The organism is Flavimaribacter sediminis (assembly GCF_019492055.1).
Lineage (GTDB): Bacteria > Pseudomonadota > Alphaproteobacteria > Rhizobiales > Rhizobiaceae > Flavimaribacter > Flavimaribacter sediminis.
Genome location: NZ_JAICBX010000001.1, coordinates 1,700,792 through 1,722,695 on the forward strand (window position 1 = coordinate 1,700,792; position 21,904 = coordinate 1,722,695).

Sequence of the window (21,904 nt, forward strand, 5' to 3'; positions counted from 1 at the left end):
CTGCTCAAACCATGACGGTGTTCGCCGAAAGGAGATCATCGAATTCCGCTCTCAGCGCGGCTTCGTCAGCCGCCTGGGGCGCTTTGAACATCGACATGACCCTGTCGGCCCGTTGCAGCGATTTGCCCTGGAGCACCGGTGTGTTGTCCGCTACATCCGGCATTTCGTCCATGGAACCGTTGCAATGCAGAATTACATCGCACCCGGCTTGGAAAATTGCACTGGTCTTCGATGCGAAATCCCCAGAAAGCGCTTTCATGGAGATATCGTCCGACATCAAAAGACCGTCGAAACCCAGCTTTGCGCGAATGATGTCCTCGATCACTCTGCGCGACGTCGTCGCCGGCCCGACTGGGTCAATTCCCGTGTAGACCACGTGCGCCGTCATCGCCATCGGAGCCGAAGCGGCAAGCGCCATGAAGGGAATGAAATCGCTGGCCTCCAGGTCTGAAAGAGCAGCGTCGACCTGCGGTAGATCATGATGCGAATCGACATTCGCGCGCCCGTGGCCCGGCATATGCTTGATGACCGGAAGCACGCCCCCGGCGATCAGCCCCTCCATTGCGGCTGCGCCCATGGCGCTCACCAGATGCGGATCATGACCATAGGCGCGATTGCCGATGACATCGTGACTACCCGCAACCGGCACGTCGAGCACCGGAAGACAATCCACGGTTATGCCAAGCTTGGCGAGATCGATCGCATGGAGGCGAGACAGAAGCCATGCAGCCCGCAATCCCTTGCCCTTGTCCACGCAGTAAAGATCACCGAGAACGGACGCCGCCGGATATTGCGGCGCCAAAGGAGGTCGAAGCCTCTGGACACGGCCGCCCTCCTGATCGACAAGCACCGGCGCGTCGCTGCGTTCAACACATGCGCGAAGATCGCTGACCAGAAGGCGAACCTGTTCCGCGTCGCCAATATTTCGCGCAAAAAGAATAAAGCCCCAAGGCCGCTCCTTCGTAAAGAAGGCGCGCTCGTCATCCGTCAGCGCCAATCCGCCGCATCCAAGGATCATCGCTTTTGATTCGCTCATGGCGGAATCATACAGACAAACCGGAAAATGACCAGTATTGGCGGATCCGCACGTCACGCCAAAACACCTGTATTCAGGTGTTTGCAGCCGTAGACGTCATCCCGTCGATCCGGATCGATATCCGAGGCGCCAGCCGAGTGGAAACAGGATCAACGAGCGACGAAGCAATTGCCGCCGGCGTTTTTCAGGCTGTCGCAAAGGCGCGTCGCTTCTTCCTTGCTGCCGGCGGGGATGCGGACGCGATAGAAAACGCCGCGGCCTTCGATATCCGCGCGCACTATCTGTGCGTTGCGGCCGCCGAGAACAGACGCATATTGCTGCGCCTGACGGTTGTAATCAGCCCGGGCTGCGTCTTCTGATGCCTGCGAGGAGATCTGAACAGAATATCCGCCTGCGCTGGCCGTCTGGCTGCTGCCGGCAAGATTGCCTCGATCCGTCACCGCTTCCACGATATCAACCGGTTGTTCCGCCGGACGCGACGTCGGCACCGGCGCCTGGATGGAACTGCGCAAATTGGTGCCCGCGCCGTCCGCATTCGCGGTCTCGGCAGCTCTGGTGGTGGTGGCCGATGCAAGCTGCGTCTGCGACTGGTTCGCCGACGTTGTTGCAGCCGTTGACGCCGGACGTGCAGCGGGCAGTGGTATTTCCCCGCTGTTGCGTATGTTCTCGTCAATCGGCGGCAGCGCTGATGCAGCAGCTTGCTGACCGGATGCAGCGCTGCTTCCGGGAAGCGGCTCCTGTGCAGCAGACGTTTCGCCTGTTTCCTGGACAGACAGACGCGCAGAACTGCTCACCGGAAGATCTTCTCCACTCGTTGAGGCGTCGTTGGCGAAAGCGCTTCTCTCGGCGTTCGGCTCCTGCTCGCGGGAGACGATCGTGCCGTCCGGTTTGACGATCAGCGTTCGGACGCGTTTCGGCGCAACGCCGTAGCTTTCGTCCGCCGCCGCCGCGGGATCCGGATTCATCGAATTCGCAGTCAACCGGTCTTCGGACTTCGCCGAAGAGCCAACCGGCTCAGCCACGCCGCTACGGCCTTCAAGCGGAAGGGATTCCGGATTGAGCGTTCTTTGCACGACGTCGATCGGTTCTTCTTCGGTGCTAACAAGATTTTCCTGCGTCGGCGTCTCCGCGCCGTCTCCAGCGACCCTGTCGTAGACGGCGAGGTCCTGGTTCGGAACAGTCTTGCCGCCCGGATCAGCCGGCTTGATCTTTACCGGATCGCTGCTGGCGGCGATGACGGGCGGCTCGCCCTGCCCGCTGCTCTGCAGGCTGGAATCCCACCAGTAGAAACCTGCGCCGCCGACAAGCAGCAGCGCGACGACGGCGACGCCGCCATAAACCAGTTTGCTTCTGCCGGATTCGCTGCGGATTTCATCCAGTTCGGGAAACTCGTCCATCGCGAATTCAGGATCCAAATCCTCTTCGGCGTATCGCGCAGTGGCCGCATAGCCTTGCTGCGGATAGTCATCGTCCTCAAAGTCGTCGCCTTCCGAGAATTCCTCGATGGGTTCATCCGTCCAGTCCGGCGCTTCCTGCTCGTAATGCGTCGACTGATCGCTGAATTCGTGCGACAGGGCGTTCGCATGCGCTGCAACTTCAGCCGCGACCGCCGGATCGGCGTACTCGGAAAGGAACTCCGATTCGTCATAGGGTTCTTCAGAGCGATCGTCGCTCGCGCTTGCGCTGTACGAGCTTGCGTCTACGTCCACAGATATAGCGGCAAGCTCATCTTCAAGCGACAGGTTGAGATCTTCGTCGAGGGGAACAGTCGCGGCTGTTTCTTCCTCTTCGTACTCGGGAACCTCGATTACGCCCATATCGTCGGGAGCCATGTCGTCCTCGACGATGTCTCCGGCGTCGAAGGGCGACTGATCGTAGTCCGTTTCGTCACTTCCCACACTCGATTCGACTTCCCCGATCTCCGCCGCCAGCAGGTCGCCAAGGTCAAGTCCCTGCTCGTCGGCGGCTTCATCAACGGGATTGTCGTATTCGGCGGAACTGTCCGCATCCGGCGTCGCAAGCGGCTTCGGGGTCGCGTAACTCTGAAACGGACGGATCGGATCTTCTTCCATCGGAGCCGCGTGATCATCATCAGGAGACGCGATCGCTTCCTCACTGTAAGGTCCGTCTTCAGAGCGACTTGCATTGTCCAGCTCGGCAAGCGTCGCCGTGAACTCGGCGTCGCCCTCATGGTCGCCATAGGGGTCCGGGGACGGGTACATCGCCTGCTCTGGTCTGTAAGGGTCCGCCGGACTCTGCTCGGATCCAGACTTGCCTTCGAGCGCGTCAAAAGCGGCCTGGAGCTCTGCTTCCAGACTCAGCGCTGTCTCGTCTGTTTCCTGCCTTGCATTCGGCCACTGTTCGTTTTTGGGCTCCTTACCGGGCCCGTCATTGCTTGGTGGTCGATTCATATCGTTTTTCGCGCCTTGTGAGCCTGTATTGTGCTCTTGGAATGCTTCGGATTCCGCTGTTTCTGAATGCTGAGCATCCTCATCCGGGTCGGAGAAATCGATACCCTCAAGATCCAACTCCGATTCCGGTTCAAAATCATTTTCCGTTATATCACCTTCGAATAGAGCATCAAAATCCAGCGGAGGCAAATCGGTCGAATCGGCGAATGGATGCAGAGCGGCCGGCTGGTCCGGGAGGGTTTCGGCCTCGCCTTTGATCTCTTCCGCGACGGCTCCAACAGCGTCAGGCGTCACGTCGTCTGACTGCTTGTCGTCACTCGCGGTTTTCTCGATTTCTGCATGCAAATCCTCAAGCGACAGGGACTCGAAATCGGCCTCCGGCTCCTCCGTCAGTTCTGCGCCTGGAGACTTTTCCTGCGGGGCGTCTTCGTCCTCGATGCTCTGAGCAAAAAGAGCGTCCAGATCGAAGGGATTCGGCTCGTCTGCGGGTTTTTGCTCTTGATCTTCCAATTCGACGATATCGGATGTCGGCGCTTCATCGGAAACCGGTTCTTCGGTTTCCGCCTCGCCCGACAATGAAAACGTCGAATAAAACGCGTCGAAATCGATGACCGGCGTATCCGACACGCCCTCATCGTCGGTCCGCTCCGCATCCGCCGCTTCATCCAGGCTTGCAAGAGCGTCGTCGTCGACCGAAGGCGCATCCGGCAAACTTGAATCGACTTCCGGTTCGTTGGAGTTGTTTTCATCCGTCGCCGATTCGAACTCACCGGACAGGTCGCCGAAATCGAAGTCGTCGGAAATCTCTATTTCGTGGTCGATTGCGGTCCTCGCAACGGCAGCATCATCCACCCTGTGACCGGTCGCCTGATCATCGCCGGCGTCAAGCTCGCGCATCAACTCCTCTTCGAGATCGACTTCCAGGTCCACTTCGTTTTGCTGATCCTGGCTGTCCTCGGCGTCGACATCGTAACCCACGATCCTCGCGAGTTCCGCCAGAGGGTCCTCGTCCCTGTCGTCACTCTCGCCGTTCTTGTAATCTCGTGAATACTGGTTCTCGGCCATACTCATGCCTCAAGTCCAAAATCTGCCCGGTTCGGCGGCGTCCAGCGCGTATGGTTCTTGTTGTTTGGATGCGCCCTGGTCCACGCCGCGACGTCATGCGCGATTGCGTGGAAACGGATCAATGCCAGTACATTGTGGGCAAAAGGTGACAACTATCGCATCTCCAACGGGGCCTGGGTGCCGGTAATTCCAAGACCTGACTTGAGCGTCGCTGCGACGGCGCTGACAAGTGCGAGTCTCGCCATGCTCAATTGTGGGTTTTCATGGTTAACAAATCGTAACTCCGGATTTTCCTTGCCTTTATTCCAGTGCTGATGAAACGCGCTGGCGAGATCGTAGAGGTAAAACGCCACCCGATGCGGCTCATGAGCGAGCGCCGCGCTTTCGACGACGCGAGGGAATTCCGCAAGTTTTGCAACAAGCTGCAACTCGGTTTGATCCATTTCGAATGCGCGAATGGCGCCGACGGCGTCGAAACTGTCAGGTTCAAATTCCGGAAACGCCTCCTGGGCCTGCCGAAATACGGAGTGACACCGTGCGTGCGCGTACTGCACGTAGAAGACAGGATTGTCCTTCGATTGCTCCGTCACTTTCGCAAAGTCGAAATCCAGCGGCTCCGTGTTCTTCCGGTAAAGCATCATGAAGCGAACCGGGTCACGGCCGACCTCATCGACCACGTCGCGCAGTGTCACGAACTCGCCGGACCGTTTCGACATGCGCACCGGTTCGCCGTCCCTGAACAGCTTCACGAGCTGGCACAGGAGCACCGTCAGTTTCGACTTGCCGCCGGACACCGCCTTCGCCACGGCTTCAAGACGTTTGACATAGCCGCCGTGATCGGCGCCGAGCACGTAGATCATTTCCGAGAAGCCGCGCTCGTATTTATCGCGGAAATAGGCGACGTCCGCAGCGAAGTAGGTGTAGCTTCCGTCCGATTTGATCAGCGGCCTGTCGATATCGTCGCCGACTTCGGTCGACTTGAACAATGTCTGTTCCCTGTCTTCCCAGTCCTCCGGCAACTGTCCCTTGGGCGGTGGCAACTTGCCTTCGTAGACGTGCCCCTTGAAGGTCAGGTCGTTGATCGCCTCGCGGATCGCTTTATCGCCGTTGTCATGCAGGGTTCTTTCGGAGAAGAAGACGTCGTGATGGATGTTGAGCGCATCGAGATCGTCGCGGATCATGTCCATCATGGCGTCGATCGCGCGGTCCTTTACCACGGGAAGCCACTGCGCTTCCGGAAGCGCCATCAGATCCCGGCCGAACTCCTCAGCGAGTTTCCGGCCGACCGGCGCGAGATAATCGCCAGGATAAAGCCCCGCGGGAATCTCGCCGATATCCTCGCCAAGCGCCTCCCGGTATCTCAGATAAAGCGATCTGGCCAGCGTATCGATCTGCGAGCCTGCATCGTTGATGTAGTATTCCCGGACGACGTCATAGCCTGCGAATTGCAGAAGACTGGCGAGCGAATCCCCGACGACCGCCCCACGGCAGTGACCGACATGCATGGGACCGGTCGGATTGGCCGACACGTATTCCACGTTGATCTTTTCGCTCTCGCCGACATTGACCCGACCATAATCGTCTGGCGCTTCGACGATGCCCCGCAAGACGCCACGCCAGTAGGCGGACGACAGCTTCATGTTGATGAAGCCGGGTCCGGCGATCGACAGGGACTCGATATCCGGGTCGTCCTTCAGTTGCTCGCAAATCTGCTCTGCAAGGGCGCGCGGATTGGTCGACAAAGGCTTGGCCAGAACCATGGCGGCGTTTGTCGCCACATCCCCGTGGCTGGGGTCGCGCGGCGGCTCCGCCTTTATGCGCGAAAAACTGATGTCGCCAGCCTTCTCGCTTATAGCGTCGAGTTTGTGTAGCGCATCGATGACGCGCTCTTCGAAGTCTCGGAAAAGATTCATTTCTGTTCGTCCGGGAAACCGATGCAAATGCCGCAACCTTTCCGGTCGACGCAGGCGCAATGCCTTTCGATGGAAGGGAAACCGGCAATTGTGATGCTGTGCAAAATTGCGGGGCCGCTCTAGCGCAATTGCGGCGTATGGTCAAACAAGGCCCTGTGCTGTTCGACGGCGTAGGTGTCCGTCATCCCTGCAAGATAATCCCCAACGCGGCGGGCAAGCGCGTCGGCGCCGAGCATTTCGAGACCTTCGACCCAGTGGCCGCCCATCAATCCGGGGTTGTCGATATAGGCGTTAAAGAGATCCTTGACGATCGCAGCGGCGCCGCGGCGGACCCGCATGACGTCCGGGTGGCGGTACATGTTGGCGTAGAGGAATGACTTGATATCGCGATCCGTTTGCTGCATCTCGTCGGAAAAGCGCACAACCGTGCGCCCGGCGCGTCGGATGTCGTCCGGTGAATTGGGCCGCAATTCCTTCAAGGTTTGCTGCGCCATCGCGATTGCGTCCTCCACCATCAGCGTAATCTGACGGCGCATTATTTCGTGCGAAACGCGGCTTTCTTCGAGACCCGGGTATCGGTCGCGGGTGGACATCAGGAGTTCGCCCAGGAATGGCACGTCCTCCAGCATTTCGAGCGTCAGCAGACCGCTGCGCAAGCCATCGTCAATGTCATGGGTGTTGTAGGCGATATCGTCGGAAATAGCGGCTGCCTGCGCCTCGATGCTGGCGTGGCTTGCAAGCTGCAGATCGTTCAGCGCGTTGTAGTCGAGGACAGGTTTCGGCACAGGGCCTGACAGACCGTTTCCGTCGCTGCCGACCAGTGGACCATTGTGTTTGACGAGTCCTTCCAGGCTCTCCCACGTCAGGTTCAAACCGTCGAACTCGGCGTAGCGTCTTTCAAGCGCCGTGACGATGCGCAATGACTGGGCGTTGTGATCGAAGCCCCCCTGCTCTTTCAGGAGCTCGTCAAGAACGTCCTCGCCGGTGTGTCCGAAAGGCGTGTGCCCAAAGTCATGGACCAGCGCCACGCCTTCCGCGAGGTCTTCATCCGCGCGCAAGGCGCGGGCCAGCGCCCGCGCGATCTGCGCCACCTCGATCGTATGCGTGAGGCGCGTTCGATAGTGGTCGCCTTCATGGGCCACGAAGACCTGCGTCTTGTGCTTGAGGCGCCGGAAGGCCGTGGAATGGATGATCCGGTCTCGGTCGCGCTGGTATTCCGACCGCGTCGGGCTGACAGGCTCCGGATAGAGCCTGCCGCGTGTCAGCGCCGGGTCGCACGCCCACGGGGCGCGTTCCCTGAAACCGAAACCGAGCTCGCCTGTATCCAGTGCCATGAAAGGACCTTCCCCGTTGACGCCGCACGCCATTGTACATACCTATATGCCCAAAGCATTAACACCATATCCCGCCGGTTCTTGAACCCGGTATGGAGGTTTCATGGTAACTGATAAACAGGTCACATTGTCGGATGCGGCGGCTGTCCGCATCGCCGACATTCTCGCCGGGGAAGCCGGAAAATCGGCCTTGCGCGTCTCCGTGGAAGGAGGCGGTTGCTCCGGTTTTTCATACAAATTCGATCTCGTGGATGAAAGCGACGACGACGATCTCGTTCTGGAAAAGGGCAAGGCGCGCGTCCTGATCGATTCGCTTTCGCTGGTTTACATGGACGGCTCCGAAATCGATTTCGTCGACAATCTCATGGGCCAGTCATTCCAGATCAACAATCCGAACGCCGTGGCGTCCTGCGGATGCGGAACGAGCTTCTCGATCTGAATGAAGATCGCGACCTGGAACATCAACGGCGTCAAGGCCCGTATCGACAACCTGGTGACCTGGCTGTCCGATAGCCAGCCGGACATCGCCTGTCTCCAGGAAATCAAGTCTGTCGACGAGAACTTTCCGCGCAAGCCCCTTGAGGATCTCGGCTATCACGTCGAGACACACGGGCAGAAAGGCTTCAACGGCGTCGCCCTTCTCTCGAAGATGAAGCCTGACGAAGTCAATCGCGGCCTGCCGCATTATGAAGACGACGGGCCGGCCGATGAACAGGCGCGTTTCATCGAAGGCGTGTTCAGCGTGAAAGGCGGCGCCTTGCGCGTCGTTTCTCTCTACCTCCCGAACGGAAACCCGGTCGATACGGAAAAATTTCCCTACAAGCTGTCCTGGATGTCCCGTCTCGAACGCTGGACCCGGGAGCGCCTGCCGCTCGAAGAGCCTCTAGTCCTGGCGGGCGACTACAACGTAATTCCGGAACCCTTCGATTGTCATGACCCGTCGGTCTGGGAAGGCGACGCTTTGTTTCGGGAGGAAAGCCGCGCGGCATTCCGCCGGCTGGAAAACCTGGGGCTCGCCGATGGGCTTCGCGCGACCTGCGATGCGCCGGGAGTCTACACGTTCTGGGACTACCAGGGCGGCGCATGGCAGAAGAACAACGGCATCCGCATAGACCATCTGATGCTATCGCCCGAAGCCGCGAACCGTCTCGAATCCGTTTCGGTCGAGAGCCATGTCAGGGCATGGGAGAAGCCGTCGGATCATGTGCCCGTTGCGGCCTTTCTGGATTTCGAGACCGTCTGATCGGGCGCTCCGCCTCCAATATCTTGCGCATTCGAGTAATTCAGGCGATCATGATCCAATTGTTGGTCGTCATGATGGTCCGGGCGCTATGGGCAAGGTATTTGTTTTCGGAGCGGTAATCGCCACCCTATCGGTTCTGCCGACTGCAGCGCTTGCAGACGAAAACGGAATCGAGTGCAGTTGCGTCGCGAATGGCGAGCGCATCGAGATCGGTAAGGTCGTCTGCCTGAGACCGGGCTCTGGAAAACCTTTCATGGCCCGCTGCGAACGCGTTCTCAACAATACGTCATGGAAGCGGCTGCAGGACGGATGCCCGACAGCCAATCTCGACATTTCCGACGGTCTGGAAAAACTCTGATCAGTTCTTGCCCTTGGCGATCATATCGTTCGCCAGCGCCATTGCGTTGCGCCGATCGGCTTCGCTGGCGAGTGAAAAGGCGTGTTCCTGCAGAGAACTGATCCATTCCCTGTCGCTCATCTTGGCGCGATCCAGCGCCACCGTCATCATCGCCAGTCCACGAACCGAATTGCCTTCCTGGAAAATCGCTTCTCCAAGAAGAGCCGTCGCGCCGGGATGTCCGGATTTGCGAGCGCGGTTGAGCCACTTCTTCGCCTGGCGTTTGTTGACGCCGCCGCCCTCGCCGTACCACATCATGTAGCCGAGCTGGAACTGGGCCTCGGGAACGCCAAAAGCGGACGCAGCCTGAAAATACAGTTCGCGGGCCTGGTTGAGGTCACGATTGACGGGACTTCCGGGAATTCCCTTCTGGTAGTAGCTGGCCAGAGACACGAGCGCATTCACGAAGAAACCGGTGTCGCGAGATCCCGGCTCCACGCCCTGTCGCGCGATTTCGTCGAAAATCGTGAAGGCCTGGTAGTCGTCTTCGACGACGCCGTCGCCATAGGCGTACATATTGGCAAGAGCCCAGCGCGCGCCAGGATGTCCCTTTTCGGCCGCATGACGATAGGCCTCAACCGCGTCGTCCTTCTGGCCTCTCTTGTAGGCCAGAAATCCGAATTTGAAGAGCTGCCTGGGCTCGGATTTTTCAGATATGCCCGCATCCGGATCGAACGCCAGCACAGGCGCTGTAAACGCGACCAGTGCCCCTACGACGCACGCAACAAGACCAGATGACACTTTACCAGATATCAGCATAACACCGTATTTTCTTCCACTCCGCAGTCACGGGCGACAACGCCCCTGAATGCGGCGACGTCTGTCTGCGCATTGTCGTGATGCGCGCCGGACGCGTCGTCTTCGCAATGTTCCTGTCCGTCAATCGTAGCGACACTCTCGATGTTCATATTCACCGTGTGTCGCGTTTGATGCGGCTCGGCGGCGGCCATTCGACCATGAAGTCGGATGAACTCTCCTGTTACCGTGACGCGCATCAAGTTCCTCGATAGACGTTGCTTCGGCCCGAATTCATTCAGCCAACCCGCTGGATGAGACCGATGCGCCGAGTTTGTGGCGGGATGTGGGCAAATCCCGCCGCAGAAATTCATAGCAAAGCTTTACGAAGAATGTGTTGCCAAACAGCCACAATTCGTGAGACCGGGCAGATAATACTGCCCATTCAGAACTTTTTCTGCAGAGCGGGTATTATGGCAACAGTTGAATACTGTCTTAAGAACTTGCTTCAGCAACCCGCTGTAGAGCATTGGCAAGACGTTCTTTCTGTCCAATCAGCTCTTTCTGTTTCTCGCGCTCGGCTTCAACGACGTCCGGTCTGGCGTTCTGTATAAACTTCTCGTTTTGAAGCTTCTTTTCCGACTTCTCGATATCCGAAGACACCTTGTTGAGCGCCTTCTCCAGACGCGCTTTTTCAGCGCCAAGATCAATCAGGTTGCCGAGAGGAAGACAATAGACCACGCCGTGCACGACCACTTGCACCGAGCCGCGCGGCGCTTCTTCTTCCAATACGATGTCGTCAACCCGAGCGAGTCTGTTGATAGCCGGCGTGTGACGCAGCAGTCGGTCGCACACATGCCTGTCGGCGTCGACCGTTATCAACGGGCCGGTCGCCGAAGGCGGAATATTCATCTCAGACCGCGCCGAGCGGATCTCTGTAATCAGGTCGATCAGCCAATTGATTTCGTCTGCGGCGGCGTCATCGGCGAAATCGTCCTGCGGCCACTCGGCGTGACACAGCAAGCCTTGTCGCTTGCTGCTCTGTGTCCACAGCTCCTCCGTCATGAAAGGCATGAAGGGGTGGAGCAGCTTGTAGATCTCGTCGAGCACATAGGCCGCACAAGCCTGCGATTCCCGACGTGATTCTTCGTCATCGCCAGAAAAGACAGGTTTCAGCAATTCCACATACCAGTCGCAGAACTGGTTCCAGACGAAACGGTAGGCCGACGACGCCGCGTCATTGAACCGGTAGGTTTCGATGGCTTGCGTAATCTCGGAGTTGGTCCGGGACAGTTCCGTCAGGATCCACCGATTGATCGTCAGGCTCGCTTTTTCGGGCTTGAAATCCGGATCACGGGCGACGCCGTTCATCTGGGCGAACCGCGTGGCGTTCCAAAGCTTGGTGCCGAAATTGCGGTATCCCTCGACCCGCTGCGGATCGAGTTTCACGTCCCTGCCCTGCGCCGCCATGATGGCTAGCGTAAAACGCAGGGCGTCGGCGCCGTACTCCTCGATCAGTTCGATCGGGTCGATGACGTTGCCCTTGGACTTCGACATCTTGGCGCCGTTCTTGTCGCGAACCAGCGCATGTACGTAGACCGTATCGAACGGCTCTTGCGGAACGTCGTTTTCGTCCTTCATGAAATGCAGGCCGAACATCATCATCCGGGCGACCCAGAAAAAGATGATGTCAAAGCCGGTCACAAGCACGCTGGTCGGGTAGTACGTCGCAAGCTCCGGTGTTTTCTCGGGCCATCCCAGTGTCGAAAACGGCCAGAGAGCCGACGAGAACCAGGTGTCCAGCACGTCTTCGTCGCGAACGAGCGCGACTGTCTCGCCGTAGTGTTCTGCGGCCGCCGCGATCGCTTCTTCTTCCGTCTTGGCGACGAAGATATGTTCGTCCGGTCCATACCAGGCCGGGATCTGGTGGCCCCACCACAATTGACGCGATATGCACCAGGGCTGGATGTTCTCCATCCACTCGAAATAGGTTTTCTCCCAGTTCTTCGGCACGAATTTCGTTCTGCCTTCGCGAACGGAAGCGATCGCCGGTCGCGCAAGAACCTCTGCGTCCACGTACCACTGGTCGGTCAGGTATGGCTCGATCGGCACGCCGCCGCGGTCGCCATGGGGCACTGCATGGACATGATCTTCAACCTTGTCCAGAAGTCCGAGGGCTTCCATGCGTTCAACGATTTTCTTGCGAACCACGAAACGGTCCTGACCGTCATAGGCGCTTATCGTCTCTGTCAGTTCATCCGATGACGGCACGCCTTCAAGGAACTCCTCATTGCCGACCAGAGTTACAAACGCCTCACGGGTCATGATATTGACTGCGCGCAGCCCGGCGCGTTTGCCGACGTCAAAATCGTTGAAATCATGAGCCGGCGTCATCTTGACGGCGCCGGTCCCTTCTTCCGGGTTCGGGTACTCGTCGGCGACAATCGGTATGCGGCGCCCGACCAACGGCAGAATGACAGTCTTGCCGACAAGATCACTGTAGCGCTCATCGTCAGGATGAACTGCGACACCCGTATCACCAAGCATGGTTTCCGGTCGCGTTGTTGCGACGACCAGATAATCCCGCGTCTCCCATTCCGTCGGATCGCCGTTTTCATCAAAGGCGACCGGATGCCGGTAGGTCGCGCCCTCCTCGAGCGGATAGCGGAAATGCCACAGGTGACCCTGCGTCTCGACCTGCTCGACTTCCAGATCGGAAATGGCGGTGTTGAGCTTCGGATCCCAGTTGACGAGACGCTTGTCCTTGTAGATCAGGCCTTCGTTGTAAAGCGAAACGAAGACTTCGAGCACCGCTGCAGACAGACCTTCATCCATTGTGAAGCGTTCGCGTGACCAGTCGCATGAAGCGCCGAGCCGGCGAAGCTGGTTGAAAATCGCGCCGCCGGATTCGGCCTTCCATTCCCATACCTTTTCAACGAACTGCTCGCGGGTCATGTCCCGCCGGTGGAGTTGCTGCTCCATCAACTTGCGCTCGACGACCATCTGGGTGGCGATGCCGGCGTGGTCCATGCCCGGCTGCCACAACACGTTCTTGCCGCGCATGCGCTCGAACCGAATCAGAATATCCTGAAGCGTGTCGTTGAGGGCGTGCCCCATATGCAGCGAGCCGGTGACATTGGGCGGCGGAATCACGATGCAGTAGGGATCGGCGTCCGGCTTGGCGCCCGCGCCTGCGCGAAAAGCGCCGGCGTCTTCCCAGCGTTTCGCAATTTCCAGTTCGCTGGAGGCAGCGTTATAGGTCTTTTCAAGCATACGATCGGCCATCAAATGAGGGAGTTTTCGCAAGGGATTTACCGCCACTGGCCGCGGCTTTCAACCCGTATGGCCGCGGCTATGGCCGATCGCTACAGGCGGCGCGCAGCAGCGCGCGCCGATAACCGTCGAAAGATGCGTTCAGCGCCCCTTCGCGATACGCTCGATCTCTTCCCTTACGAGGCGCTCGACAAGAACCGGAAGGTTGTTGTCCAGCCACTCGCGCAACATCGGCTGCAACATTTCCTGGGCGATCTCGTCGAAGGATTTGGTTGGGCCGGTGACAATCGCCTGATTGAGATGCTCGAAGGAAGCCGCAACGCGATCCCCGGTTTCGGAGGACACCAGCGCGTTGGAGCGAAGCGCATCGCCAACGGTGATCTTGTCCGCAGGCTTTGACGCGGCCAAACGATCCGGCGCCGGTTTTTCAGGCGCGGCGCGTGTTGCCGGCGCTTCCGGCTTTTCAGGCGTTCTGGGCGCTGTGAAGCTGCGCGGCTCCGGTTTTGCGGAGGCGGATGGCTGGAGCGATCCGGCGCGCGCCGCGACCTCTGCGAGGCTGACCTGCGGTCTGGCGGCGGTCGACGCGACCTGCCCCGCCGGTTTATAGAGGGCGTCCTCGTCCTGCCGGGGCGTTAACCCCGACCGCGGCGGCGTTCTGTCGAACCGGTTCCCGGACGTTTCACGCGATTGAGTCGGTGACGGCGGAGGCGCCTTTACTGCCGCCGTTCGCGACGGCTGCGTATTGGCGACTTCGTCCCTGACCCGGGCAAGCGTCGGACTTTCCTCTTCCTCGTCGCCGACATCGTGGCTGGACGGTTGGTGCTGATGCAGACCGTCATCCGCGCCGTCTGTCGTTTCGATAATCCTGCGTATGGAAGCCAAAATTTCTTCCATGCTCGGCTCACGCGCCGCATTTGACTGTGACATGCCGTTCCCCGTATTTGCCGCATCACATCCAGTGGTCGCCAACAGGCGCAACCGAATCACAGGGATAGTGTATGCCACTCGGCCGCAGATGAGAATTCCCGCGGCAGTGACGCCGTTTAAGTTTCACAGATTAATTTCAGGCGGTAACATGGTCCGCAAAGGCCGCTGCGATTGCAACCTTTGCCTGCGGGCAGAGTGCGTTCACTGCCCGTCGACAGTGCGTAAGCCGAACCATTTGTCTTTCACCGCCTCGTAATGAATTTCCGGCTTGTATTTGTTGACGCCGAGATTGAGATAGTTGACGGTCAGTCGGCCCATCGCGCTCAGCAGGCTATAGCTGGTGACGATGGCGTCCCTGTGCGACTGCGCCAGATCCTCCTGGGCCGTCAGAACATTTGTCTGGGTCTCCAGGACGTCAAGCTGGGTGCTCTGCCCGACTTTCTGCTCCTCAACCACGCCGTTAAGCGCCAACTTCGCAGCGCTGACCTGCGCCTGGTTTGCGGCGATCGACGCCTTGGAGGCCTGGAAGTTGGTGTACATCGAGACCACGTCCTGCTGGACCTGGCGACGCGCGGAATCGACCAGTATCTGCGCCTGGCCAAGCGTTTCCTTGGCCTGCCTGACCTGGGCGGACGCCAGTCCACCCTGATAAATGGGCACGGACACGTTGCCCTGGATGATGCCGGTTGTGTAACCGTACTGGCTATGCTGGACGGTGCCCTGGACACTGACATTCGGCAGGAACGTACCCTCCAGCGACTTCACGTTGAACGCCGCCGCGTCAACCGTGTATTGCGCGCTGAGAATGGACGGATGCTCCCGCAGACCGATTTCAACCGCCGCGGTTGTCGATGACGGCAACCCCTTCTGATACGGAGACGGCATCTTCAGGTTCTTGGGTTCGTCGCCGATGATCTGCACGTATACGGCCGCGCTTGAATTCGCGGCCGCCTGGGCCGCCAGCAATTGCGCGCGCGCCTGTTCGAGCTGCGCCTGGGCCAGCGCCACGTCGGTGCGGGTTCCTTCGCCGACATCGAGACGCGCCTGCGCCGCGTTCCTCTGTTCGTCAAGGAATTCCAGGTTCTGCTGGCGCGCGCTTACAATTGCGCGGTCCCGAAGCAGATTGGCGTATATCTGGACGGCCGAAAGCAGTATCGTCATTTCGTTGTTGATGAGATCCTGCCGTCCGCCAAAGACGCTCGACTTCGCCGCGTTGACATTGTTTTTCGTCTGAAAGCCGTCGAACAAGGTCTGGGTGATCGTCACGCCTGCGGATGCGTTGTCGGTGATTGTCGATGTTTGTGAAGGCGAATGCCAGGTCGTCGTGCGCGATGCTTCAACGCCGGCGACGATAGTCGGGCGATAGCCCGATTTGGCGATCGCCACGCCTTCGTCGGTCGCTCTCAGGCCGGCGCGAGCCGCGTTGAGGTCAGGATTGTTCTCGTAAGCCTTCGCCATGGCGCCGAAAATCGTCTCGGCGGAAGCAGCGCCTTGTGTCGCGGCCAAGCTTGCTGCGGCGACGGATAGAATAAGTAGTCTGCGGATACTTGACACTATATAAATCCCCATTTGACGAGCGAACGGCCAACAAACCGTCGTCTATCCACTACCCTGCCCCGTTATATGAAGCCGTAAAGCCTATGTTGCAACGGTTCAGCCATGCCAGGGAGTGAAGATGCCGGGACCCTGTAACCCATTGATCACACCTTGCGCCTTAAAAGACGAACTCTTCCGACCTTTCGAAACCATTCAGCAGTTTCACGGAAGTGTTGAAGCCGCGACGCGAAGACGTGTGACCGTCATCCTTCACGTAGAGCTTGGCGCGGCTTGCATTGCCGTGCCCTTCGACAACGACCAGCCTGCCGCCGTCGCGCAACTGGTCGAAGAGCGCCGTCGGCAACTCTTCCACGGCGCCGCCAATGAAAATCACGTCGTAGGGCGCCTCGGGCTCATAGCCCTTCCTCAGATCTCCGGTCACCACGGCGACGCTGTCATAACCGAGCCGGGAAAGGGTTTCGGTTGCTTCGGCGGCCAGGTCCTCATCGCTTTCCAGCGCAACGACGGAGCTCGCCAACAGCGACAGAAGCGCAGAGACGTATCCCGTGCCGCAACCGATCTCCAGCACGACGTCGTCCGGCGTCATATCCGCCAATTGCAGTAGTTTCGCCAGCGGCGAAGGCTCCATGAGGTAGCGAGACGCGCGCCCGTCCTGATCGGTCGACACGGGAATGTCGTCATCGATATAGGCGAGAGGTTTGAATTTCTCAGGCACGAAATCTTCCCGCGCAACCTCCAGAAAGGCCCGAAGCACGGGATGCGATGTTACATCGGTCGTGCGTATCTGATTGTCCACCATCTTTTCGCGCGCTGCTTCGTAATCGATGGTCATGCCACTTCTCCAAATAGTCCGCCTAGCGTCTTAGTTCGCGCAGCTGACAGTTTCAAGCGCCCAGTGACGCCACGTCGCCCATAACGGCGAACAGGAAGAATATGCCGCAGTATCTAATCATGAATTGGATACCGGAAACTTAATGCAAATTTTCGACAAAGGCTTCATTTGCGATAATCAGCCTCCAAGGGCGCCTGAAAGATAGCAGATGAAGTCGTGTATTTCACGCTCCATCCAGGAAAGCGGCCCACCGGTGGACAGGGGCGCCCTGGCGCCTTTGTATATGCCTTCCACGACAAAACGATCCTCATCATTGACCTTGTCGAAAAAGCCGATCGTATCGCGTAGAAACGCCTCGGGATCGTCCAGACCGGCGAGAACCTCCGGCGCGAGCGCTGCGCCAAACCGCACATGAACCTGGCCGGTTCCCTTCGGCATCAGCGTCAGATACCAAAGGTGGTCCGGCGCCAGCACGAACATGTGCGTCGGGAAGATCGTCGGCATGACGGAGGTGCGCCGCCACTCTCCTTCGAGCACATCGTTGTTCGCATGGGCCAGACCGTAGGTTGCGTCCTTGTTCTTTTTGAACGTTTCGTATGTAAAGTGGCTGTGGCGCTGGTCTGGAAAACCCGTGTCGTCGACCGGAAACCAGGCCCCCACCGTCGCCCGGTGCGCGATCGGCAGATGATAGCTTTCCATGAAATTTTCGGTCAGGAGCTTCCAGTTGGTGTCCCACACGTGATCCTGGGTCGCCACCTGGACATAATTTTCCATGCGGTATCGGTCGACGACCGGTTCGAGTTCGCGAAGCAGATCGCTGACCGGCGCAACATCCGGGTCAAGGCTCACATACACCCAGCCCCTCCAGATTTCGCATCTCAGCTCCGGCAAAGCGTTGTCACGCGCATTGAACCCTTCCGTCCTGTTCATCTGCGGCGCGCCGATCAGCCTACCGTCAATGTCGTAGGTCCAGGCGTGATAGGGACAAACGATGCGCCGGCAGTTGCCCTCGCCGGAAAGAAGCACCATCATCCGGTGAAGGCAGACGTTGGCAAAGGCCCTGACCGTGCCGTCACGCTGGCTAATGGCGACGATCGGCTGTTCGGAAATGGTGAACGTCAGATAGTCGCCAGGCTCGGAAAGCGCGTCCGCGCGCCCTATGCAGATCCACGATTTTCGGAAAATCCGCATCTGTTCCAGGTCATGGATTTCCTGATTGGTGTAGATCGCCGGCGGCATGGCGCGCGCCCGTTCCATAGGCGATGCGGCAATCTCCGAAATCTGCCTCAGCAGACGTTCGGATTCGCTCTTTGCAGACGACATTGCCGGGGCCTTTCATTGGGTATAGTCATTTGCATGCGAATGATCTTGAGACCGCCGTTTTGCGTTGTAAAGGAGAATTTTGTAACGCTTTGTATATTATCGGAAATCGCGTCTGTCTCCGCATTGCGAATTCGAGACGGTCATCGCCGGAACAAGCATAACTAGTGATAGGTGCAGAGATGTTTTCACGCGAACACATGAATTACGAACCGGTCGATCTGCCCGACAGGATGGAGTTCAGCGACGAGCAGATGTTGAGTGAAGCTTCTGCGTTTTACGACCGTATGCGCAAGCGTCACACCGTTCGTGAATACACCGACCGACCGGTATCGAGGAAGGTGATAGAGGATTGCATCCTTGCAGCTGGCACTGCGCCGAGCGGCGCAAACCATCAGCCCTGGCATTTCGTCGCCATCGCCGATCCGGAACACAAGAAACAGATCCGGCTGGCGGCCGAGGAAGAAGAGCGTCGCTTTTACGAAGGCGGCGCCGGTGATGAATGGCTGAAGGCCCTGGAGCCGATCGGCACGAACGACAGCAAGCCACATCTCGAAATCGCGCCATGGCTGATTGTGGTGTTCGCCCAGCGCTGGGGTCATTTCGACGACGGGACCCGCTTCAAGAACTACTACGTGCCGGAAAGCGTCGGGATCGCCACCGGTTTTTTGATCGCAGCCTTGCACCATGCCGGACTGGTGGCGCTGACCCATACGCCCAATCCCATGAAATTCCTCAACGGGCTTCTCGGGCGTCCGGATTCGGAAAAGCCGGTAATGATCATCGCGGCCGGGCATCCGGCGCCTGACGCCAAGGTGCCGCAGGTTGCGAAGATCAAGAAGCCGCTTTCGGAGATCCTGACGGTGATCGACTGATCAGGAGTTCAGGAAGCCTTCGACGCTTGTATAGAGCAGCCGTATCGAGAGGACGGCCAGCAAGATCAGCAAGGCGCGATCGAACGCCTTGGCGGACATCTTGCGCGCCGCCCAGGCGCCAAGCGGCATGGACACGAATAGCGGTGGTAGCGCGGCGAGGCTCATCCCGATCGTCGTCGGCGTCATCAGCCCGAAATAGCTGAGCGCGATGATTTGCACGACGGACATCGCGACGAAGAACGTCGAAACAGTCGAGATAAACTGAGCGCGTTCCAGACGCATGGCGTTGAGAAAACTGACGGCCGCCGGCGCCGAAATTCCCGCCATCCCCTGCAGCATGCCGCCGACAATCCCCATGGGAAGCACGATCTGCGACGCCCTGGCGAACGGCAGACGGAAATCAGGCCGTCCAATACGAATGCCGATATAGGCGAACACAGCCGCGACAAGCAGGATGGACAGGATATCGGCGTCAAGCGATGTCAGCAGCACCGAGCCGGCGAATGCGCCAAGGCCGCCGGCGACGGCGAATCTCACGGCGAAATTGTCCGGCAAGCGCCAGGCGCGGTATTGCCATTGTTGCCAGACATTCGTGACCAGATTCGGGATCACCATGATCACGACGGCAAGCCGGATATCCATAAACGCCGCAATCACCGGAACGGCGACAACCGGTGTTCCGGCGCCGGTCGCGCCCTTGACGAGACCTCCCAGAAAAAGAGCGCACGCAATGATCGCGAGCGAGAAGAAGCTGATGTCGGACAAGGAATTGTTCGCTGGCTATGGATTTCCACTCAACCGATATGGGCGGCAAGGAAGGCCTTGCTGCGCTCATGCGCCAAAGCCGCCGCCTCGGGCGCATAGGCGGCGGGCCGCGCATCGTTGGCGAAGGCGTGACCGGCGTCGTAGATATGAACCTCAAGTTCGGGCAGATAGGCCTTGACCTGTTCGATGACCTCCGGCGGCGTATGATCGTCGGTCGATCCAAAATGGCCGATCACGGGCGCCTTGAGCGGTGAATCCAGATATTGCTGCAACCGGGTGCCGTAGAAGATCATGGCGCCAGCGATATCAAGCTTCTGTGCTGCGCGAAGCGCCAGGCCGCCGCCCCAGCAAAACCCCATGACGCCAACCTTGCCTCCCTTCTCGGCAAGCGCGCGAACAGCCGCGTCGATATCCAGCATGGTCTCGACAGGGTCCGTCGACTGCATAAGTTCCAGCCCACGCGCAGCGTCCGAAAACGGGATCACGGCGCCCTTTTCCTTGCGATCGAACAGCGCCGGTATCGCGACGTCATAACCAAGCTTCGCATAGGTTTCGGCAAGGGATTTGAGTTGGTCCGTAACGCCGAAAATCTCCTGAAGGATGACGAGCCCGCCCCTGCTCTGGCCTTCGGCGGGCGCCATCCAGCAATCGAGCACGTGCCCGTCCGACGCGGTTATCTGTGTCATCATGAAAGGTGTTTCCATATTTAGTTGAGGGGCCGAGTATACTATGTTAGCGGGCTCGATCGTAATTTACAAAGTAAACATCGCTTCCAGAGCGATGGACCAACATTTCATTCTGAGTGATCTTGGGAGATGTTCTATGCATATTTTGGTCATGACCGCTTGGTGGCAATCGGCATTGGCCTGCATACAATCATTCGGAAGACGAGGACATCGCATAACCCTCATCGACCTTGGCGGAAGGCCGGTCAATGCGCAGTCGATTTATGTCAGCAATGTCATACCTCAGTCCCTCAGTGACATGCCTCTCGAGGAAGCCTGCGACGCGCTGATTGCAATAACTGTAGAGCACAAAATCGATCGGGTTATCCCGATATCGGATGCGGATGCAGAAATAGCAGCCCTCGCCCAAGCCAAGACTTCAAACACGGACCTCTTTCCAACCGGAACCGTCGAAGCTGTGCGCATCATGAGAAGTCGCAACAGAACGACCGAGTTATGCGCGGAGTTGGGGATCGACGCTCCCGCAACCGTTTTCACACATACGGATACACTCAAGTCGGACGCGGAAAAGATGGGGTACCCGTTCTTCTTGAAACAGTCCGGCAGCGTAGCGTCGAGAGGAGTAGCGCGCATTGACAATGAGAAGGTCCTGCGATCCGTCGCGCAAGACATCCGTCCCGGAACAGAGATCCAAATGCAAGAGGTGGTCAACGGCGATTTTGTCGGAGTGACAGCATTCTGCCGCGCTGGCGAAGTGGTAAAGAGTTTTGCTTTTCAGGCGCCGTATGAGCTTTCCTTTCGTGGCAATCCGCCCTTTGCGACTGCAAAAACGGTAACGCCTCAGCTGTTGGACTGCATGAGGAAGATCGCCGGCCGTCTCAACTGGAGCGGCGGTATCGACCTCGACTTCTTGCAAGGTGGCGACGGCAAGACATATCTTCTTGAAATCAATCCGAGACTGTCAGGAACTATCGTCTTTGCTCAAAAAATCGGAATGGATTTTCCGTCTGCGTATCTGAATGTGGATGATGAAGTGTTCATACCCGGGCTCAACAGAGACGCAGATGGTTTTATTTGCCTCCTGACCGAATCCGGTTACCTCCGGCAGGATTTTCGGAGATGGTCCGATTATGCAAACAAATTCCGTTCGGAACATAGGTGTGTTGAAAGCGCATATCCCGATGACCCGGGTTTTTCGGGAGCTATGCATGCAGAAAACATGAACAACATCCGCGTAGGTTGCGAAATTTCCAGCAGGAGGAAGAGGCCGGGCGTTCTGCGTTCAATCCTCAAGCCAAAGCGTCGAAACCGCCCATCGTGAAGAACCGGTCTGCTCAATAGGCATTTGAATACGGTGCAGAATCAGCGCTGAGGCGATCGCCACGAGATGACTCGCAAGGCGGCTGTCCTAGAGCGGGTCAGTTTTTCATTGAATCGCGACGGGATTCCCTTTTGTGCTGATTTGTGATTCACACTGCATGCTGGGACGAGGAGGCCAGCATGCATGGTCAAGGCTTATTCAAATGATCTTCGCG

Annotated in this window: 18 protein-coding genes; 5 read left to right on the plus strand and 13 right to left on the minus strand. The window is 58.4% G+C overall.

Features of this window, described 5'->3' with window-relative positions; genetic code table 11:
- Positions 1-4: 4 nt before the first annotated feature.
- The 4 genes from nagZ to K1W69_RS08130 all read right to left on the minus strand — a co-directional run bounded on the left by nagZ (position 5) and on the right by K1W69_RS08130 (position 7,759).
- On the minus strand, positions 5-1,036 hold the full coding sequence (gene nagZ, locus K1W69_RS08115; RefSeq protein ID WP_220227768.1) for a beta-N-acetylhexosaminidase: 1,032 nt from the start codon (positions 1,034-1,036) through the stop codon (positions 5-7).
- Between the two features lie 149 nt (positions 1,037-1,185).
- Positions 1,186-4,518, minus strand: coding sequence for an SPOR domain-containing protein (locus K1W69_RS08120; protein WP_220227769.1), 3,333 nt, complete (start codon positions 4,516-4,518; stop codon positions 1,186-1,188).
- 146 nt (positions 4,519-4,664) lie between these two features.
- Positions 4,665-6,425: an arginine--tRNA ligase gene (gene argS / locus K1W69_RS08125; protein WP_220227770.1), complete on the minus strand. Its 1,761-nt coding sequence runs from the start codon at positions 6,423-6,425 to the stop codon at positions 4,665-4,667.
- A gap of 119 nt (positions 6,426-6,544) precedes the next feature.
- A complete protein-coding gene (locus K1W69_RS08130) occupies positions 6,545-7,759 on the minus strand; it encodes a deoxyguanosinetriphosphate triphosphohydrolase (protein WP_220227771.1) in 1,215 nt (404 codons plus the stop codon).
- 103 nt (positions 7,760-7,862) lie between these two features.
- Here K1W69_RS08130 and erpA point away from each other — a divergent pair, with 103 nt between their 5' ends.
- From erpA to K1W69_RS08145, 3 genes are all read left to right on the plus strand, one after another.
- Positions 7,863-8,198 carry an iron-sulfur cluster insertion protein ErpA gene (erpA, locus tag K1W69_RS08135; protein ID WP_220227772.1) on the plus strand — a complete coding sequence of 112 codons (336 nt, stop codon included), beginning with the start codon at positions 7,863-7,865 and terminating at the stop codon, positions 8,196-8,198.
- A complete protein-coding gene (xth, locus tag K1W69_RS08140) occupies positions 8,199-9,002 on the plus strand; it encodes an exodeoxyribonuclease III (RefSeq protein ID WP_220227773.1) in 804 nt (267 codons plus the stop codon).
- Between the two features lie 88 nt (positions 9,003-9,090).
- Positions 9,091-9,360 carry a hypothetical protein gene (locus tag K1W69_RS08145; protein ID WP_220227774.1) on the plus strand — a complete coding sequence of 90 codons (270 nt, stop codon included), beginning with the start codon at positions 9,091-9,093 and terminating at the stop codon, positions 9,358-9,360.
- On the opposite strand, the gene K1W69_RS08150 is transcribed toward K1W69_RS08145, so the two are convergent.
- The 7 genes from K1W69_RS08150 to K1W69_RS08180 form a co-directional block, all read right to left on the minus strand.
- Positions 9,361-10,158 (minus strand): tetratricopeptide repeat protein, encoded by a 798-nt coding sequence (locus K1W69_RS08150; RefSeq protein ID WP_220227775.1) that lies wholly within the window; start codon positions 10,156-10,158, stop codon positions 9,361-9,363.
- Complete coding sequence (locus K1W69_RS08155; RefSeq protein ID WP_220227776.1) at positions 10,152-10,394, minus strand: hypothetical protein; 243 nt, start codon at positions 10,392-10,394, stop codon at positions 10,152-10,154. Before K1W69_RS08155 ends, K1W69_RS08150 begins: the two co-directional genes overlap by 7 nt.
- Positions 10,395-10,629: 235 nt before the next feature.
- Entirely contained in the window at positions 10,630-13,407 is a 2,778-nt protein-coding gene (locus K1W69_RS08160) for a valine--tRNA ligase (protein ID WP_220227896.1), read from the minus strand.
- Between the two features lie 141 nt (positions 13,408-13,548).
- Positions 13,549-14,334 carry a DUF2497 domain-containing protein gene (locus K1W69_RS08165; RefSeq protein ID WP_220227777.1) on the minus strand — a complete coding sequence of 262 codons (786 nt, stop codon included), beginning with the start codon at positions 14,332-14,334 and terminating at the stop codon, positions 13,549-13,551.
- 201 nt (positions 14,335-14,535) lie between these two features.
- Positions 14,536-15,840, minus strand: coding sequence for a TolC family outer membrane protein (locus tag K1W69_RS08170; protein WP_306308769.1), 1,305 nt, complete (start codon positions 15,838-15,840; stop codon positions 14,536-14,538).
- 208 nt (positions 15,841-16,048) lie between these two features.
- The gene (locus K1W69_RS08175; protein WP_220227897.1) at positions 16,049-16,717 is read right to left on the minus strand and encodes a protein-L-isoaspartate O-methyltransferase family protein; all 669 of its coding nucleotides are present in this window, start codon (positions 16,715-16,717) and stop codon (positions 16,049-16,051) included.
- Positions 16,718-16,900: 183 nt separating this feature from the next.
- Positions 16,901-18,046: an aromatic ring-hydroxylating oxygenase subunit alpha gene (locus K1W69_RS08180; protein ID WP_220227779.1), complete on the minus strand. Its 1,146-nt coding sequence runs from the start codon at positions 18,044-18,046 to the stop codon at positions 16,901-16,903.
- 179 nt (positions 18,047-18,225) lie between these two features.
- On the opposite strand from K1W69_RS08180, the gene K1W69_RS08185 reads away from it, so the two are divergent.
- Positions 18,226-18,918, plus strand: coding sequence for a nitroreductase family protein (locus K1W69_RS08185; RefSeq protein ID WP_220227780.1), 693 nt, complete (start codon positions 18,226-18,228; stop codon positions 18,916-18,918).
- Here K1W69_RS08185 and K1W69_RS08190 read toward each other — a convergent pair whose 3' ends face one another.
- Both K1W69_RS08190 and K1W69_RS08195 read right to left on the minus strand, forming a co-directional pair.
- Positions 18,919-19,683 carry a sulfite exporter TauE/SafE family protein gene (locus K1W69_RS08190; protein ID WP_220227781.1) on the minus strand — a complete coding sequence of 255 codons (765 nt, stop codon included), beginning with the start codon at positions 19,681-19,683 and terminating at the stop codon, positions 18,919-18,921. It lies immediately after the preceding gene.
- Between the two features lie 29 nt (positions 19,684-19,712).
- A complete protein-coding gene (locus K1W69_RS08195) occupies positions 19,713-20,372 on the minus strand; it encodes a dienelactone hydrolase family protein (protein ID WP_220227782.1) in 660 nt (219 codons plus the stop codon).
- A 133-nt stretch (positions 20,373-20,505) separates the two neighbouring features.
- On the opposite strand from K1W69_RS08195, the gene K1W69_RS08200 reads away from it, so the two are divergent.
- Positions 20,506-21,690, plus strand: coding sequence for an ATP-grasp domain-containing protein (locus K1W69_RS08200; protein WP_220227783.1), 1,185 nt, complete (start codon positions 20,506-20,508; stop codon positions 21,688-21,690).
- The last annotated feature ends 214 nt before the right edge of the window (positions 21,691-21,904 follow it).